Annotated in this window: 14 protein-coding genes and 4 tRNA genes; 5 read left to right on the top strand and 13 right to left on the bottom strand. The window is 56.2% G+C overall.

Features of this window, described 5'->3' with window-relative positions; genetic code table 11:
* Window positions 1-67 precede the first annotated feature (67 nt).
* The 7 genes from RGW60_RS05675 to gltX all read right to left on the bottom strand — a co-directional run bounded on the left by RGW60_RS05675 (window position 68) and on the right by gltX (window position 3,502).
* Window positions 68-508: a thioesterase family protein gene (locus RGW60_RS05675; protein ID WP_322202931.1), complete on the bottom strand. Its 441-nt coding sequence runs from the start codon at window positions 506-508 to the stop codon at window positions 68-70.
* 82 nt (window positions 509-590) lie between these two features.
* A complete protein-coding gene (locus RGW60_RS05670) occupies window positions 591-1,130 on the bottom strand; it encodes a TetR/AcrR family transcriptional regulator (protein WP_322202929.1) in 540 nt (179 codons plus the stop codon).
* Between the two features lie 180 nt (window positions 1,131-1,310).
* A tRNA-Glu gene (locus RGW60_RS05665) sits at window positions 1,311-1,386 on the bottom strand.
* Between the two features lie 79 nt (window positions 1,387-1,465).
* Window positions 1,466-1,541 (bottom strand) — tRNA-Ala (locus RGW60_RS05660).
* A 50-nt stretch (window positions 1,542-1,591) separates the two neighbouring features.
* A tRNA-Glu gene (locus RGW60_RS05655) sits at window positions 1,592-1,667 on the bottom strand.
* Between the two features lie 80 nt (window positions 1,668-1,747).
* Window positions 1,748-1,823: transfer RNA gene (locus tag RGW60_RS05650), tRNA-Ala, on the bottom strand.
* A 197-nt stretch (window positions 1,824-2,020) separates the two neighbouring features.
* Complete coding sequence (gene gltX / locus RGW60_RS05645; protein WP_322202927.1) at window positions 2,021-3,502, bottom strand: glutamate--tRNA ligase; 1,482 nt, start codon at window positions 3,500-3,502, stop codon at window positions 2,021-2,023.
* A gap of 185 nt (window positions 3,503-3,687) precedes the next feature.
* Between gltX and RGW60_RS05640 the strand changes: the two genes are divergently transcribed.
* From RGW60_RS05640 to RGW60_RS05625, 4 genes are all read left to right on the top strand, one after another.
* Window positions 3,688-4,740, top strand: coding sequence for an HlyD family secretion protein (locus RGW60_RS05640; protein ID WP_322202925.1), 1,053 nt, complete (start codon window positions 3,688-3,690; stop codon window positions 4,738-4,740).
* A gap of 52 nt (window positions 4,741-4,792) precedes the next feature.
* Window positions 4,793-6,280 (top strand): MDR family MFS transporter, encoded by a 1,488-nt coding sequence (locus tag RGW60_RS05635; protein WP_322206851.1) that lies wholly within the window; start codon window positions 4,793-4,795, stop codon window positions 6,278-6,280.
* Window positions 6,281-6,400: 120 nt separating this feature from the next.
* Window positions 6,401-7,879 (top strand): methyl-accepting chemotaxis protein, encoded by a 1,479-nt coding sequence (locus RGW60_RS05630; protein ID WP_322202923.1) that lies wholly within the window; start codon window positions 6,401-6,403, stop codon window positions 7,877-7,879.
* A 182-nt stretch (window positions 7,880-8,061) separates the two neighbouring features.
* Window positions 8,062-8,268 carry a hypothetical protein gene (locus RGW60_RS05625; protein WP_322202921.1) on the top strand — a complete coding sequence of 69 codons (207 nt, stop codon included), beginning with the start codon at window positions 8,062-8,064 and terminating at the stop codon, window positions 8,266-8,268.
* Here RGW60_RS05625 and RGW60_RS05620 read toward each other — a convergent pair.
* From RGW60_RS05620 to RGW60_RS05595, 6 genes are all read right to left on the bottom strand, one after another.
* Window positions 8,237-9,034: a thioesterase family protein gene (locus RGW60_RS05620; protein ID WP_322202919.1), complete on the bottom strand. Its 798-nt coding sequence runs from the start codon at window positions 9,032-9,034 to the stop codon at window positions 8,237-8,239. The two genes, RGW60_RS05625 and RGW60_RS05620, sit on opposite strands and share 32 nt — an antisense overlap.
* A 107-nt stretch (window positions 9,035-9,141) precedes the next feature.
* Complete coding sequence (locus RGW60_RS05615; protein ID WP_322202917.1) at window positions 9,142-9,909, bottom strand: CHAD domain-containing protein; 768 nt, start codon at window positions 9,907-9,909, stop codon at window positions 9,142-9,144.
* Window positions 9,910-11,904: a DUF3488 and transglutaminase-like domain-containing protein gene (locus tag RGW60_RS05610; RefSeq protein WP_322202915.1), complete on the bottom strand. Its 1,995-nt coding sequence runs from the start codon at window positions 11,902-11,904 to the stop codon at window positions 9,910-9,912.
* Window positions 11,901-12,854, bottom strand: a complete 954-nt coding sequence (locus RGW60_RS05605) for a DUF58 domain-containing protein (RefSeq protein WP_407074113.1) — start codon at window positions 12,852-12,854, stop codon at window positions 11,901-11,903. Before RGW60_RS05605 ends, RGW60_RS05610 begins: the two co-directional genes overlap by 4 nt.
* Window positions 12,854-13,771, bottom strand: coding sequence for an AAA family ATPase (locus RGW60_RS05600; RefSeq protein WP_322202911.1), 918 nt, complete (start codon window positions 13,769-13,771; stop codon window positions 12,854-12,856). The genes RGW60_RS05605 and RGW60_RS05600 overlap by 1 nt, the downstream gene beginning before the upstream one ends.
* A 160-nt stretch (window positions 13,772-13,931) precedes the next feature.
* Window positions 13,932-14,210: a hypothetical protein gene (locus RGW60_RS05595; protein ID WP_322202910.1), complete on the bottom strand. Its 279-nt coding sequence runs from the start codon at window positions 14,208-14,210 to the stop codon at window positions 13,932-13,934.
* A gap of 151 nt (window positions 14,211-14,361) precedes the next feature.
* On the opposite strand from RGW60_RS05595, the gene RGW60_RS05590 reads away from it, so the two are divergent.
* Window positions 14,362-15,420 (top strand): patatin-like phospholipase family protein, encoded by a 1,059-nt coding sequence (locus tag RGW60_RS05590; protein WP_322202908.1) that lies wholly within the window; start codon window positions 14,362-14,364, stop codon window positions 15,418-15,420.
* Window positions 15,421-15,463 lie beyond the last annotated feature (43 nt).

The following is a 15,463-nucleotide window of genomic DNA, read 5'->3' as shown; positions in this document are numbered from 1 at the left end:
CACTCGAAAAAAGTCCGGCAGTTTACGGGGCAGCTCCCGGATTGGAAACGTTTATGCGCTGCCGACTTTATGCGGGAGGGTTTATCAGCGCCGGCCCGTACCCCTCAATGAACTCCGCAGGCATGCGCTTGGGCTTGCCGGTGGACAACTCAATGCAGACAAACGTGGTCTGAGCGCGCAGCAAGGTCACGCCATCGCTGGGACGCTTGAGCTGAAATCGGCGGGTCATTTTCAGACGCTGGTCTGAGCTGACAATCCAGGTCGCCAGTTGCAGTTCGTCATCTTCATAGGCGCTGGCCAGGTAATCGATTTCGTGGCGGACCACGGCCATTGCACGGTCGATTCGCCGGTATTCGGCCAGGTCCAGCCCAAGTTGCTGCGAATGCCGCCACGCGCAACGCTCAAGCCAAGTGACGTACACCGCGTTATTGGCGTGGCCCAGCCCATCGATATCGTCGGACGTCACTCTCAAGTCGATGACGAATGGCGTAACCAGATCCCAACTCATGCTCGCTCCTTCCTGCTTACCATTGGCGGCAAGTCACTGGCGAGCAGTGTAACGGAAGGTCGGGTCAATGGGCGCGGGACCGTCAGAGGACGGCAGATTTAGCGGCGCGCAGCACCCGATCCGACAGGTCGCCGGGGCCTAGCGCACGCGCCAGCGCCAAGCCACCGAGCATCAACGCCAGGTCAGCAAGCGCGATGTTGGCTTCTTCAGGACTGGAGGACAATTGCGCGGTCATGAGCTCCACGTGCTCGATCAGCGCCTCACGGAAACCGTCCGGCAACCGCATCAGCTCGCCCACGGTGGCGGGTAATGGGCACGCCTGCTCGCAAGCGTCTCGGTGTTGGCGAGACAGATAGAACGCAGCCAGTAATGCCCGGCGCTGTTGGCCCGGCAAATCGCCACTGATAGCGTCTAGCGCTTCACGGCGGCGCGACAGAAGCTGGCTAAAGACCTCTAGCATCATGGCGTCTTTGCTTTCAAAGTGTGCATAGAAACCACCGACGGTCAGACCGGCCGCCCCCATTACTTCGCTGACGCTAGGTTCGATCGTGCCGCGGGTGATCAAGGCAGAACTGGCAGCCTGAAGAATTCGGTCTCGGGTGTGAGCTTTCTTATCGTTCACGCGGCCTCCTGACACTACGTAGAGAATATTATTTACATAATAATAGTAGCAATCCGACTTTTTCTCTGCGGATCAGACACCGGTAAACGAGGGAATGGCCAGGAAGAAAAAACGCGGCACAAAAACAAAAGGGTCATTCAATAATTGAATGACCCTTGGTCCCGTAGAACGGGAAAATCGTGGCGTCCCCTAGGGGACTCGAACCCCTGTTACCGCCGTGAAAGGGCGGTGTCCTAGGCCACTAGACGAAGGGGACGCAAAACCTTCTATACACATGACCAGCCTGAGGCTGGTCGATTCAAGGTTTGTGTGGCCAAACCTCGAACCGTACAAATTGGTGGAGCTAAACGGGATCGAACCGTTGACCTCTTGCATGCCATGCAAGCGCTCTCCCAGCTGAGCTATAGCCCCGAATTTATCGCCCTGCGGCGGAGCAGCTCTTCACAGCTGCTTCTTGAAACTGGCGTCCCCTAGGGGACTCGAACCCCTGTTACCGCCGTGAAAGGGCGGTGTCCTAGGCCACTAGACGAAGGGGACTTAACCTTCTATGCACCATGATCACGACTGAGTCTTGATCGATTCAAGGTCGGTGTGGCCAGACCTTGAACTGTACAAATTGGTGGAGCTAAACGGGATCGAACCGTTGACCTCTTGCATGCCATGCAAGCGCTCTCCCAGCTGAGCTATAGCCCCACGTTGTGGACGGGGCGCATGTTAAGCGCGAGCAACCACCCTGTCAAATTTATTTTCAACAATTTCTAATGGTTTTCGTCGGCATAACAATCACTTACCACTTTGCCCCCAGGAATCACAAGGGACGCTCGCCACAGTGCGCCATCCTCAAGTCAGCCACAATGATCCGCGGTCCCCCGTCGGCGCCAAAGGAGTCGCTAAGCAATGACTGCCAGTAGTTTTTCCCACTCTTTATTTTCTTTCTTCGAAACTCCGCCGAGCAAATCAATGGCCTGTCTGAGTCGAAAGCGCGTCAGATCCGGACCCAGTATTTCCATAGCATCGGTCACTGAAACCGAGTTTGCCTGCCCCGTAATCGACGCAAACATCAGCGGCATGGCATCGCGCAATTTCAGCTCTAGATGTTCGACCACTGATTGAATGCTCGCGGTGATCGCGTCTTTGTTCCACTGGCGCAAGATTTCCAGTTTCCACAGGATCAATTGCATTAACTGGCGCACTTGATCGGGCGACAATTTTTTGTGTTCAAACAGCTTGGCGTCCGGTTCTACACCACCCGCGAAGAAGAAACTGGCTAACGGCGCAACCTGGCTGAAGGTTTCAACGCGCCCTTGAACGTGGGGCGCGATTTTCATCATGTACTCGGGGTTAAGCGCCCACGCCTGCAAGCGACTGGCGAATTCTGCCACTGGCAACTCGCGTAGCCATTGGCCGTTAAGCCAAGACAGTTTCTCAATGTCGAAAATCGGCCCGCCCAGCGACACACGCGAAAGGTCGAAGTTATCGACCATTTCCTGCAGTGAGAACTTCTCGCGTTCGTCCGGCATCGACCAGCCCATACGGCCCAGGTAGTTGAGCATCGCTTCGGGCATGAACCCCATGCGCTCGTAGAACGTCACCGAGGTCGGGTTCTTGCGCTTGGACAATTTGCTCTTGTCTGGGTTACGCAGCAGCGGCATGTAGCACAGTTGCGGTTGTTCCCAGCCGAAGTATTCATAAAGCAGAATCAATTTCGGTGCAGATGGCAGCCATTCTTCGCCGCGCAGCACGTGGGTAATACCCATCAAGTGATCATCGACCACGTTGGCCAGGAAGTACGTCGGCAGGCCGTCAGTCTTCATCAGCACTTGCATGTCCATGCGATCCCACGGAATCTCAACATCGCCGCGCAACATATCTGGCACCACGCAGATGCCTTCGCTCGGCACTTTCATGCGAATGACGTGGGGTTCGCCAGCCTCCAGACGACGCTGCACTTCTTCTTTTGAAAGCAACAGTGCGCGACCGTCGTAACGCGGGGTTTCGCCTTTGGCCATTTGCTCGGCGCGCATCTGATCCAGCTCTTCAGCGGTGCAGAAACACGGGAACGCGTAACCCAGCTCTACCAGCTGTTTGGCGTACTGCTGATAGATCTCGCCGCGCTCACTCTGCCGATACGGGCCATGCGGACCGCCCACGTCCGGGCCTTCGCTCCACTCGATGCCCAACCAGCGCAGCGCATCGAAAATCTGCTGTTCCGACTCACGGGTCGAACGCAGTTGATCGGTGTCTTCAATACGCAGGATGAACTCGCCGCCATGTTGCTTGGCAAAGCAATAGTTGAACAATGCAATGTAGGCAGTGCCAACGTGGGGGTCGCCGGTGGGCGATGGCGCGATTCGGGTGCGGACGGTGGTCATTGAAAATCTCGAATAGGTCGAACAAGCGGCGAATGTTAACAGGCGTACACCCATGGCTCCAGCGCAGGGCATAACGGACTAAATGAATACCTGAACATCAACGTGAGCCATTATTTGAGCGCATGGCTGTAAGCCCGAAATAAACACTGATAAATTCGCTTACATTTCAAATAATTCAGACGCCCATGCCCACCCAACTTAAACGCCGCCTACTCGTGTTTTTCACGATTGTCCTGCTAATTGCCCTCGGGTTCTTTGCCCAGTGGTACTTCAAAGGCCGCTTCTATGAAACCACTGATAACGCCTATGTTCAGGGTGAAATAACCCGTATCTCCAGCCAACTGGGCGCCAGGGTTGAAGAGGTCTTGGTTCAAGACAACCAACACGTCGAGAAAGGGCAGTTATTGATCCGATTGGATGCCGCCGACTTCCACATGGCGGTAGACCGCGCGCAAGCCATGCTCGCCACTCACCAAGCCGAGCGTATTCAAGCGCAGAGCAAACTCACCCAACAAGGTAGCCTGATCGCGTCGGCTGAAGCTCAAGTTGCCGCCAGCCAAGCGACCTTTGGCCGCACGCAAATTGATTTGAACCGAGCCGAAACCCTGCGCAAGCCCGGTTATATTTCGGAAGAGCGGGTGACTACGCTTTCCGCCGACAGCCATATCGCTCGCTCCCAAGTCACTAAAGCCCAGGCCGACGTGCAAGGCCAGCGTCAGCAAGTGGTCGCTTTGGGAGCGGAAACCAAACGCTTGGACGCGCAAATTTCCAACGCCAAAACCGACTTGGCCCAGGCCGAGCTCAACCTGCAACGCAGTGAAATACACGCGCCCCTCAGCGGCATGATCGGTCAACGTGGCGCGCGCAATGGACAATACGTGCAGGTCGGCGCTTATTTGTTGTCGATCGTCCCGGACACCGACATTTGGGTGCAGGCCAACTTCAAGGAAACCCAGATCGGGCACATGCAGCCCGGTCAACCCGCCGAACTGAAGTTTGACGCGTATCCGGACACGCCTATCCAAGGCAAAGTCGAAAGCCTGTTCGCCGCCTCCGGCGCGCAATTCAGCCTGCTGCCGCCCGATAACGCCACCGGCAACTTCACCAAAGTCGTACAGCGCATTCCGGTGAAGCTGACCTTCGCCACCGACAATCCCCTGAATGGCAAAATCCGCCCCGGGATGTCGGTGACGGTTAAAGTCAAAGTTAAAACCGACGGCGCCGACAGTGGCCGGTGATCAACTGATCAGTCCCGTCGGCGAACCGAGCCGTCGAGACTGGATAGCGGTCATGAGTGTCATGCTCGGCGCTTTTATGGCGGTGCTGGACATCCAGATCACCAACTCTTCGCTCAAGGACATTCAAGGCGCACTATCGGCCACTCTGGAAGAAGGCTCGTGGATCTCCACTTCGTATCTGGTGGCAGAGATCATCATGATTCCACTCACCGCTTGGCTGGTGCAATTGCTCTCGGCACGACGCTTGGCGGTGTGGGTGTCGTGTGGTTTCTTGATCGCGTCGATGCTCTGCTCAATGGCTTGGAGCCTGAACAGCATGATCGTGTTCCGCGCACTTCAAGGTTTCACCGGCGGCGCGTTGATTCCGCTGGCGTTCACCATGACCCTGATCAAACTGCCTGTTCACCATCGTGCCAAAGGCATGGCGCTGTTTGCGATGACGGCAACTTTCGCCCCGTCAATCGGGCCGACGCTGGGCGGTTGGCTGACGGAAAACTACGGATGGGAATACATCTTCTACATCAACATTCCGCCCGGCCTGCTTATGATTGCCGGCCTGCTCTACGGTTTGGAAAAGAAAGCATCGCATTGGGAGCTGTTAAAGAGTACCGACTACTTAGGCATTGCCACGCTAGCCGTGGGGCTGGGGTGCTTGCAGGTGTTTCTTGAAGAAGGCCACCGCGAAGACTGGCTCGAATCGAACCTAATCGTGGGACTGGGCAGCATTGCGCTGATTAGCCTGCTTACCTTTATCATCGTGCAATTGTCCAAAGCGGCGCCGCTGATCAATTTGAGGATACTGGGCGAACGCAATTTTGGCCTGTCGAGCATCTCTAGCGTCGGCATGGGCGTGGGCTTGTACGGTTCGATTTATTTGCTGCCCCTGTATCTCGCGCAGATCCAGGGCTACAACTCCCAGCAGATCGGCGAAGTGATCATGTGGATGGGGATTCCGCAGCTTTTTTTGATCCCGTTGGTGCCGCAACTAATGAAAGTCATGCCGCCCAAACTGCTCTGCGCGGCGGGATTCGGGTTGTTCGGCTTCGCTAGCTTCGCTTCTGGGGTGCTGAACCTGGACTTCTCAGGTCCGCAATTCAATCAAGTGCAACTGATTCGTGCCTTGGGTCAACCAATGATCATGGTCACCATTTCGCTGATTGCCACCGTGTACATCCAACCGAAAGATGCGGGGTCCGCCTCCAGCCTGTTCAACATCCTACGCAACCTCGGTGGCGCGATCGGCATTGCCTTGCTTTCGACCCTGCTCGATTCCCGAACCAAGGTATATTTTGATTATTTGCGCGAAGCCATTGTGCCGAGCAACCCCCAAGTTGCCGAGCGCATTGCGTTGTTGACCGACAAGCTGGGCAACGAAACTGCTGCGTTGGGCAAACTTAGTGAAATCGCTCACCAGCAGGCGACGATCATGGCTTATAACGACGCGTTTCATTTTGTCGGCATCGCGTTGGCCGTCAGTATGGTTGCGGTATTGTTGACTAAGGCGTTGCCGGTCGGGGTCAAAGGCGGCGCGGCGCATTGACAGAGCCAAAGGCAAAAAAATCAGTTTGCCTTGATCCATATCAAGTGGCGTTCAGAACATTGACGGCACAATAATGGCACCTTGCCTTTATCTGTTTCGCTACTCAAAAGAAGACCTCTCATGGGCGCCTGGCTTAGCAATATTTCCCTGAAATACAAATTCTGGGCCGTCAACGCGGTCGCCTTTTTCACCACCTTGACGCTTGTACTGTACGCCTTGCAGCTTGAGCAACACGCCCGAGTCAATGCGGCGCAGGACTCAGCGCAAGCACAAGCGCGCTTGCTCGGCAGTTGGCCGGGCACTCAGCCCCTGCCCGCCCTGAGCAACCTGTTGAGTTATGCCCAAGGTCAAGCACCCAGCCTCAATGGACAGTCGCTTACTGAATTGGCTAACGCCAGCGGTTGGGTGGGATTGAGCGCACAGGAGCAAGGCGACGAGACCCTCATCGGTGCCGAAGTGATCGCCCGACCTGATGGGCAACGCGTTGCTGTACTGGCCTTCGCCCCAAGCCTTATACAGGTTCTGGCCGAACGCCTAGCGCAATACGCCGTCGCCGTATGCATCCTGACCATTGTGATGCTGGCCGCGTCACAATTGTTGATCCGCTTTTTGCTGAGCCAACTCGACACGCTTAAGGACGTCATGCTTCACGTCGAAAAAACCGGCGACTTATCTGCTCGTGTGCCACTGGTGGGCGACGATGAAGTCGGGCAAATGGCCAAGGCGTTCAATGCCATGCAGGCCGGTTATCAGAGGGTGGTCAACATCGTTGCCAAAACCGCTGCCCGCCTCGATGAAGGCGCGGTCAAGCTGGCGCAAGGCATGAGTGAAGTGCGCCACGGCATGCTAGGCCAACAAAGTGAAACGGACCAAGTCGCCACCGCTATCAACGAAATGACTTCTACCGTCTACCACATCGCCCAGCACGCCGGGGCAACCCGCGATCAATCCCAAACGGCCGATTCCTTGGCGGGCTCTGGAAAGGAGGTGGTTCAGCGGGTGCAGGTTTCAATTGCAGGGCTCTCTAGCGGCGTCCAACAAACGGCTGAAATGATCCGGCAATTGGCCGAAGACAGTCAAAAGATCAATGGGGTGGTTAACGTCATCCACAGCATCGCCGAGCAGACTAATCTGCTGGCGCTCAACGCAGCCATTGAAGCGGCACGTGCCGGTGAAATGGGTCGCGGGTTCGCCGTGGTAGCTGACGAAGTGCGCAACTTGGCAAAACGCGTGCAAAGCTCCACCGACGAAATCACTAAAATGGTCGCGGCATTACAAGCCGGAACTCGAGACGCAGTGGATTTCATGCAGGAAAGCTCGTTCAAGGCCGATGATTGCGTGCAGCACGCCAAAGAAGCCGGCGAAGCGCTGGCAGCGATTACTGATGCAGTGGCCCAAATGCGCGAAAGCAATACCCTGATCGCCGAAGCCGCCCAAGAACAAAGCCAAGTCGCGGAAGAAATGAACCGCGCCGTGGTCAGTATCCGGGACGTCACCGAACAGACCGTGCAGCAAACCGTAGAATCAGCGACCACCAGCGGTGAACTGGCGACCTTGGCCGGTGAACTAAGTCGTGCCATTGGTCAGCTTAAGTTGTGATCACTGGCGGTTTATCTGCATGGCCTTCTTCGCAAGTGAATTCGTTCCCACGCAGGGCTGAGCATCACTCGTGCTGATGTATCCGCCAGCGCTATCAACTCGATAGCCAACATCGATTCGCCGCCCCTTCACGCCCGGGCCTATTGTTAAAGCATTGAAGTAATGCTTAAGAGGCCCGCACCATGAACAGATTGCTAAAGACTTTTGGACACTGCAGCGCTTACGCCGACAACGCGTCATCGGCCCTTGCCTTAATCCTCTCAATTGTTGCCGGGTTGCTGCTGGTGGATGGAATGCTTGAGTCGAGCTTTCCATCAATCGCCATTGGTGTCATTGCATTTGTCGCAGCGAAGACGTTCAGCCAAACACCGTTACCGTCTGACGACTGATCGCCACCAATTCACCGCTTGGGGTCCAGAGCGCGGCGGCGGTGTGACCGTAACCGTCGCGGGCATGTTCGATCACTGCGCGGTACATGCACCAGTCATGGGTATTCAACTCCGGCAACGGTTGCACGAACTCAATGGTCCAGGTCAGCGAGCTTCCAGGCGCTGGCTTGCTCAAATGTGGCAGCAGCGCTGGAGGCCACGTATCGACCAACGCCAGCACGTGGGCTTCGGTCAGGCGCTCATTTTTGACGTCTCCACGCAAACGCACGTAGCCGCCGATTTCCCTTGAAGGCGTATTGCTGAACGGCAATCCCCCCAAACCCCAACGCATGCTCATGAAGCGCAAGTATTCAGGGGTGATGCCGGGGATAAACGGTAACTCCTGACATTCATCCACTGGCTTCAGCGTCGGCGCCGGATCGGCCTGAACCGAAATCGCCGATACCCTGGGCGCGCCGAAGCTGCCCTGAATAATGGTCATGACCTGACCGCCCTGCATCGCCCGGCCCAGCACCTGACTGACGGCTTTTCCCTCGCGTAATACCTCCACCTCGAAACTGATAGGGACACCCGGCGCGGCGGGACCGACAAAGGTCAGGGCCAGCGAGCGAACCGGCCGGTCTGCTGGCACCTTGGCGCGCATGGCTTCAAACTGCAACGCAGCCATGAGGCCACCGAAACAGGCTCGGCCTTGGGCCCACTCAGCGGGGATAACGACACAAAGAGGGTTGTCACGTACAGCGTTAACCAGGTCGGAAAAACTCATGCAAACCTCATGTTTGGTAAATCGGCGATAAAGCATTGCCGGAATCTTAACCAGCACGAGGTCGATGCACAGAGTTCATTTACGCCAAACTGACGTCTGAACAAGGTTTATTTTTTGAAACACGTCTTATTCAAACGTTCCAATGCCCGGTCCGCATTCATTTCAGCAGTCTTGATGTCTTTTTCCCAGCCGGGCACGCAGCGCAGCAGATCCGTGTGCTCTTTAGCTTGAGTGAGCCATTGCAAATGATCATGCCAGTCGCCTAGCGCCGTTTGCGCATCTTTAAGCCGCTTTTGCGCAGCTTGGCTGGTTTTTTCCAGCTCCGGATAAGCCTCGGCGGCGTAACGTACGCGCTTAATCAACAGGCGCAAACGATGACGATCGTGGGCGGGATCTTCCATCGTTATGTGAAGTTTCTTCCACTGCTTGCTCAGGCGCGTTTCAATGCGTTTTTTCAAATTGTGCAACAGGCCTTGATGCTGCGAGGCCCGAAGGAAACGTGGAAAGGCATCCAGCACGCTGAACAGCTGTCTCAGCTGCGCTGAAGTTGCAACACCCCTATACGCCGCGCTTAAGGAGTGATTGCGCTGACGAGCCGCTTCGGCCATGCCCCTTTGTTGCAAGTAGGCGGCCAACACTTCGCGATCACGCAATGGGGTGGTCAGTTGACCCACTGCTTTGGCTGCCGTTTCCAGCTGCTCGACGCCGGGCAAGCCGTTTAGCGGTCGTAGCAAGCTGCGCAGTCGCCTGACGGTAATACGCAAGTCATGCAGTGCTTCGCTGTCCGTTTCAGCGGACAGCCGCGCCTGGCAGGCCATTAATTTCACATCCAAACTCAGCAGTTGCCCGACAAGACGATCAACCAATTCAGACATTTATTCCTCCTCGAATACCTTAATAGTCGAAAACCTCCACGGCAGACCTCGCCGAAGCCGTCTCAAATGGCGCCTTAACACTGCCAGCGAACGGCGTTGGTCAGCGTAGCGCAGTGCTTCAAATTCGGTAGCAAATGCCAGAATCAAATCAGCATGGGCCGGAAACCGAATCGCAGCTCGCTGTGAAAATGCCTGGGCGCCCTCGGCCTCACTACGCTGTAAGCCGTGACGCGATAGCAGCCGCTCAAACGACTTAAACACACGCAGCTGCGGGTCATTTTCTCGCTGCCACGGTTTGAACAACCACAGCGAGAACAGCCCAATGAGCAACGCCCCTACGCCAAAAAACACAGCCCCCTCAAACCCGGCAAACCAGCGGCTGAACACCTGCACCTGTTGCTGCCCTTGGTAACCGAGAACCCACCGCTGCCAACCATAGTTGAGGTTATCCCAGCTCATGCGAAATGAATTGAGCCAGGGCAAGTTTTGGTATCGCAGGGCAAATAATGGCGAGTCGGCAAGAAACGCTTCGTCTGGCGACAACGCTTGCTCCAAGCCCTGTTCAATGCGCTGCGGAGCCACGGCGGCAGTGGGATCGACGCTTTGCCAGCCGATCGTAGGCCGCCAGTATTCAACCCAAGCGTGAGCATCGAATTGACGCACGCTAAGGTAGTGCCCTTTCGGATTCAGTTCACCGCCTTGGTACCCCACCACGACCCTGGCCGGGATCCCGGCCGCACGCAAGACGAAGGTCATGGCGCCAGCATAGTGGGCGCAGAAACCGCTGCGGCTATTGAAGAGAAAGTCGTCAATGGATTCAGGGCCTAACACGGGGGGCTTGAGTGTGTAGCGATAGGGTTCGTCGCTGAAGTGCGCCAACATGGCCCCGACCAGCGCATCAACCTGTGGGTAATGCCTATTAAGGTCGGCCGCCCACCCACGCGCCTTGGGGTTGCCATGGACCGGCAGTTGCAAGTTTTGCCGTTGCGTCGCTTCGCTTAGCTGCGGTTCGCGCACGGCGTCGGGCCAAGAGTGAACGCTGTATAAAAGGGTTTGCTCAACCGGATGGTGACGCTGAAGACGAAAGTCATTCATCTGCCGCACATCAGCTAAAGCGGTTTCAGCTATATCCAGCGCCGGGAGCCAAGGTCGACCGCTGGGTTCCATGATGATGCTATAACGCTGCTCATTACCCCGTTTTTGCCAGTCGGGTCGTTCAATACGCATCGCTTTGCCAGATTGAGACCAACGCCGACCGTCGAACTGTTCAAGGGTTAATGCGCGCCAATACAGCGTGTTGTGCGCAGGTATCTGCCCGTCGAAACTGGCGCGAAACACCAATGCAGGTGAACGGCTCAATTCAGCAATATCACCCGGTGCCATGTTCTCGGACAGTCCGGTGACACCTCTATTGCTGGGCTGCGGCAGCGACCACAACGGCTCCAATCGAGGAAAAAACACGAACAACAACAGCATCAGGGGCACAGCCTGCAGCAGCAGTTTCGCGGCTAATTTCAATGCAACAGACGGTTTAGGTGTTGAGGCCGTCTGCTGTATGCCTACCAATCCCGCCAGCAGCATGCTCACGGGCAATAAAGAGTAAAACCCCCACAGCAAGCCGTCCTCAAAGAGGTAACCCACTGCGACACAGAAAAATCCAAGAAAGATCAATACCAGTGCGTCGCGGCGGTTGCGCATTTCCAGGGTTTTCAAGATGAAAGCCCCCAGCAGCAGGGACGCACCGGCATCAAGCCCTACCAAGCTGCCTCGGGACAGAAACACCCCTGCGATAGTTGCCAGGAAGAGCACCGTCTTGAGCAACGTGCCTGGAAATTCCGAGCGCATGCGCAGCACTTGGACCCGCCAAGCGGTGCAGCCCAGCCAGAGGCCGATCATCCAAAAAGGTAAATGTGCCAGAAAAGGCACCGTAACAAACGCTTGCGCCAGTAAAAGCCAAATCAGACCGGCGCGGGGAATCGGCAGGCTCAAGTTCATTGCTGCTCGCCGAATAGGGCCAGCGCTTGCAGGCAGGCCTCGCGGTGCTCATTGCCACTGCTCGATGCCCGTAGGTAACCGGGCAGGCGCAAGGCGAAGGGTTGCCGACGCTGAGACAGCTCAAGTACCCAATAGCACAACCGCGACAAACGCTCTTCGATGCCCCCACCCAACGCCATGAAATCCAAACACAAGTCGTGGCCGCTGACATCGGTAAAGTCTTTGATAAGCAGGCCCTGCCCACGGGAATAAGCCTTCCAGTGCAAGCGGCGCCGAGAATCACCCGACTGATAGGGTTTCAATCCTTGGTAATCATCCACGCCAGGACCTGGGGTCGCCGCCCCTTGATCTTCTGCATGGGGCTGCGTGCCCTGCAACAGCGGCATCGCGCCCACTATTGGTCGAGGGTAGATCAGCACCGATTGCTGCAAGTCCAGCCAACTCCAGGCTCGAAAGATACTCAAGGGAAAAACGCTCTCAACCCGCAGTCGTGGTGCCCGTAGCCAACCACGGGCCAGCGCAGGCAAGTCAATATTAACTTCTGTCAGCCCGGCGCTGGGCACGTCCAACTCCTGCAGGTGCTTCACGTCCCAGCCCAGCGCAATCGCTTGATGGGGCCGTTTAGCGCTTTCCAGCCGCAGGCGCAACAGCAGCGGCTCCCCGACGAAAACCGAGCGCACGGAACCCGCGCTGAGCACTAAACCACTGAGATTGCGAAAGGTGTGCAGGATCGTCAGGATCGCCACCGACATCAACAGGAAGGTCAAACCGTACGCCAGACTGTTTTGGTAGTTAATCGCGACCAACAACATGAGCACTAGCACCGACGCGAAGGTTGCACCGATGCGGGTGGGCATAATGAAAATTTGACGGTGATTCAATTCAACGCGGGACGCCGGCGGAATACGCCGCGCCAGCCAGCACTGCCAGAACGGTTTGAGCGGGTCCATCACAACACGCTAACCTCGCGCAATAGCCATTGCACTAACACCCCGCTGCCATGTCCGACAGGATCAGACCGTTCGCGTAGTCGGTGGCTGACGACTGAAGGCAGGACCGCTTGCACGTCTTCCGGGATCACGTAATCGCGATCCGCCAAGAATGCCCAGGCCCGGGCAGCGGCAAGGATCGCCAGGCTCGCCCGCGGTGACAGTCCCCAGGCAAACTGCGACTGGCTACGCGTGGCATCTACCAGGCGCAAAACATAATCGACCAGTGCATCACTGGCACGTACGCGCTGGATCAAAGTTCGCAATGCCGCTAATTCTGCATGGTTGAGAACGGCTTGCACACGCGGCAGTAGATCTCTTCGGGGCTCGCCTTGCAACAGTGCCTTTTCCGCCGCTTTGGCTGGATAGCCTAGAGACAAACGCATTAGAAATCGGTCCAGCTGTGATTCGGGTAACGCAAACGTACCGCCTTGACTGAATGGGTTTTGCGTCGCAATCACAAAAAATGGATCAGGCAGTGCACGCGTGGCGCCCTCAATGGTGACTTGGCCCTCCTCCATGGCTTCAAGCAACGCACTTTGGCTTTTCGGCGTCGCCCGGTTTATCTCATCGGCAAGCACAAGCTCGGCAAAGATCGGCCCAGGGTGAAAGGTGAATTGCCCGGTGTCTCGATCAAACACCGATGTGCCCAAGATGTCACCGGGCAAAAGATCCGAGGTGAATTGAATCCTTTGAAAGCTGAGCCCCAAAACCTTAGCCAAGGTATGGCTGAGGGTGGTCTTGCCCATGCCGGGCAAGTCTTCGATCAGCAAATGCCCGCCCGCCAACAGGCACGTCAAGGCCAAACGCACTTGCACGTCTTTTCCCAACACCACGTCATTAATGGCGCGAAGGCATGCGTCGAGTTTACTGCTCATGAAAAGCCTCCCCAGACGACTGAATAACGGCAATAGAGGCCAGATAAGTAGCCACTGTAAGGTCAGTGCGGCGACTTTAACCAGCCCCATCAATACAAAAGCCACCGAGTGCTGACTGCGCTCGGTGGCTTGGGATGAAAGCGTGGAAATTACACGTGCATTAACGGCCTGCGCGGGATTCCTTAATGTAGAACCGAGCCTTTTCGGCCTTGCTCGAACACCCTTCATATGCTTCAAACTGCTGCTGGGTTTTAGCACCGGTCAACAATGACAGAGCTTTGGAGTAGCTGACTGTGCCCGTGAAGCCTTCGGCTTTTGCCAAGTCCAGCTCGCGCCAAGCGGCATCAAGTTCAGTAGCACAGGTGTCGCGGTACGCGGTTTTACCAGCGCAACCTGCAAGAGCCAACGCAATCAATGGCAAACAGATCCAGGCTTTCATCGGTGTTCCCTCAAAAATAAAATGTGGTCATGCGGGGGCTTTGACGATATCAGCACTGAAAAGTGCCATGGGCCTAGCATCGTCAAGGGTAACTCAGTTCCTGCGGGGCTGCTTCACGCGTATGGTGGGGCACTGCGATCAGGGAAAGAACATGAAAAAACGAATAGCACTGGTACTAGGCTCAGGCGGTGCGCGGGGTTATGCGCACATCGGCGTTATTGAAGAGCTAGAGCGTCGCGGCTACGACATCGCCTGCATCGCGGGCTGCTCAATGGGCGCAGTGGTCGGCGGCGTTTACGCAGCGGGGAAACTCAGGGAATACCGCGAGTGGATTGAAAGCCTGGATTATCTCGACGTACTGCGGCTGGTCGATGTCAGCTTCCGTTTGGGTGCTATTCGTGGAGAAAAGGTTTTCGGCCAGATCCGCGAAATTGTTGGCGAAATCAACATTGAGGACCTGCGCATTCCTTACACTGCCGTAGCAACCGACTTGACCAATCAGCAGGAAATCTGGTTTCAAGAAGGCTGTTTGCACCAGGCCATGCGTGCTTCGGCGGCGATTCCAAGTTTGTTCACACCGGTGATGCAAGGCAGTCGAATGCTGGTCGATGGTGGTCTACTCAACCCGCTTCCCATTGTCCCGGTGGTGTCCAGCCATTGTGATTTGATCATTGCGGTCAACCTCAACTCGACCAATCAAAAGCACTATCAGCTACCGGTGATTGAACGTGCGCCTGCGGTGAAAAAACGCTTCGACAATTTGATCAATTCATTGGGTTCCCACCTGCCGTTCCGCCGCAAATTGGAGCCCACGAACGACATCGAGGTATTGCGTCTGGAGCAGGACAGCCTCAAGTCGAGCAGCGCAACGATTGCCAATCCGTGGTTGAACGAAGGTGCAGACCCCCAATCGCAACAACCGTCCGCTGCCCCCTCGAGTGAAGGCACACCGCGCTCAGCCAGCGGCTCGTTCATCATCGACAATGTCGGACCTGCGTCGTTGCTGGACTTGATCAACCAGAGCTTCGAGGTGATGCAAACCTCGCTGGCGCAGTACAAAATTGCCGGTTATCCCCCGGATATATTGATAAACGTGCCCAAGCGCGTGTGCCGGTTTTTCGAGTTTTACAAGGCGCCAGAATTGATCGCGCTGGGACGCGAGATTGCCAGGGACACATTGGACCGGTATGAGGCGGAGCATAATCATTGAGTTTTGTTGAGTGCGACATGAAGTCATTCGCCAATGAATTCGC

Source organism: Pseudomonas sp. AB6 (genome assembly GCF_034314105.1).
Lineage (GTDB): Bacteria > Pseudomonadota > Gammaproteobacteria > Pseudomonadales > Pseudomonadaceae > Aquipseudomonas.
This window is presented reverse-complemented; position numbering and strand designations above follow the sequence as displayed.

Excerpts from the sequence above, each read along its gene's own strand:
- RGW60_RS05635 (WP_322206851.1), top strand. The coding sequence starts at position 4,793 with ATGAGTGTCATGCTCGGCGCTTTTATGGCGGTGCTGGACATCCAGATC.
- RGW60_RS05590 (WP_322202908.1), top strand. The coding sequence starts at position 14,362 with ATGAAAAAACGAATAGCACTGGTACTAGGCTCAGGCGGTGCGCGGGGT.
- RGW60_RS05640 (WP_322202925.1), top strand. The coding sequence starts at position 3,688 with ATGCCCACCCAACTTAAACGCCGCCTACTCGTGTTTTTCACGATTGTC.
- gltX (WP_322202927.1), bottom strand. The coding sequence starts at position 3,502 with ATGACCACCGTCCGCACCCGAATCGCGCCATCGCCCACCGGCGACCCC.
- RGW60_RS05610 (WP_322202915.1), bottom strand. The coding sequence starts at position 11,904 with ATGAACTTGAGCCTGCCGATTCCCCGCGCCGGTCTGATTTGGCTTTTA.
- RGW60_RS05630 (WP_322202923.1), top strand. The coding sequence starts at position 6,401 with ATGGGCGCCTGGCTTAGCAATATTTCCCTGAAATACAAATTCTGGGCC.
- RGW60_RS05675 (WP_322202931.1), bottom strand. The coding sequence starts at position 508 with ATGAGTTGGGATCTGGTTACGCCATTCGTCATCGACTTGAGAGTGACG.
- RGW60_RS05620 (WP_322202919.1), bottom strand. The coding sequence starts at position 9,034 with ATGAGTTTTTCCGACCTGGTTAACGCTGTACGTGACAACCCTCTTTGT.
- RGW60_RS05600 (WP_322202911.1), bottom strand. The coding sequence starts at position 13,771 with ATGAGCAGTAAACTCGACGCATGCCTTCGCGCCATTAATGACGTGGTG.
- RGW60_RS05625 (WP_322202921.1), top strand. The coding sequence starts at position 8,062 with ATGAACAGATTGCTAAAGACTTTTGGACACTGCAGCGCTTACGCCGAC.
- RGW60_RS05595 (WP_322202910.1), bottom strand. The coding sequence starts at position 14,210 with ATGAAAGCCTGGATCTGTTTGCCATTGATTGCGTTGGCTCTTGCAGGT.
- RGW60_RS05615 (WP_322202917.1), bottom strand. The coding sequence starts at position 9,909 with ATGTCTGAATTGGTTGATCGTCTTGTCGGGCAACTGCTGAGTTTGGAT.
- RGW60_RS05605 (WP_407074113.1), bottom strand. The coding sequence starts at position 12,854 with ATGGACCCGCTCAAACCGTTCTGGCAGTGCTGGCTGGCGCGGCGTATT.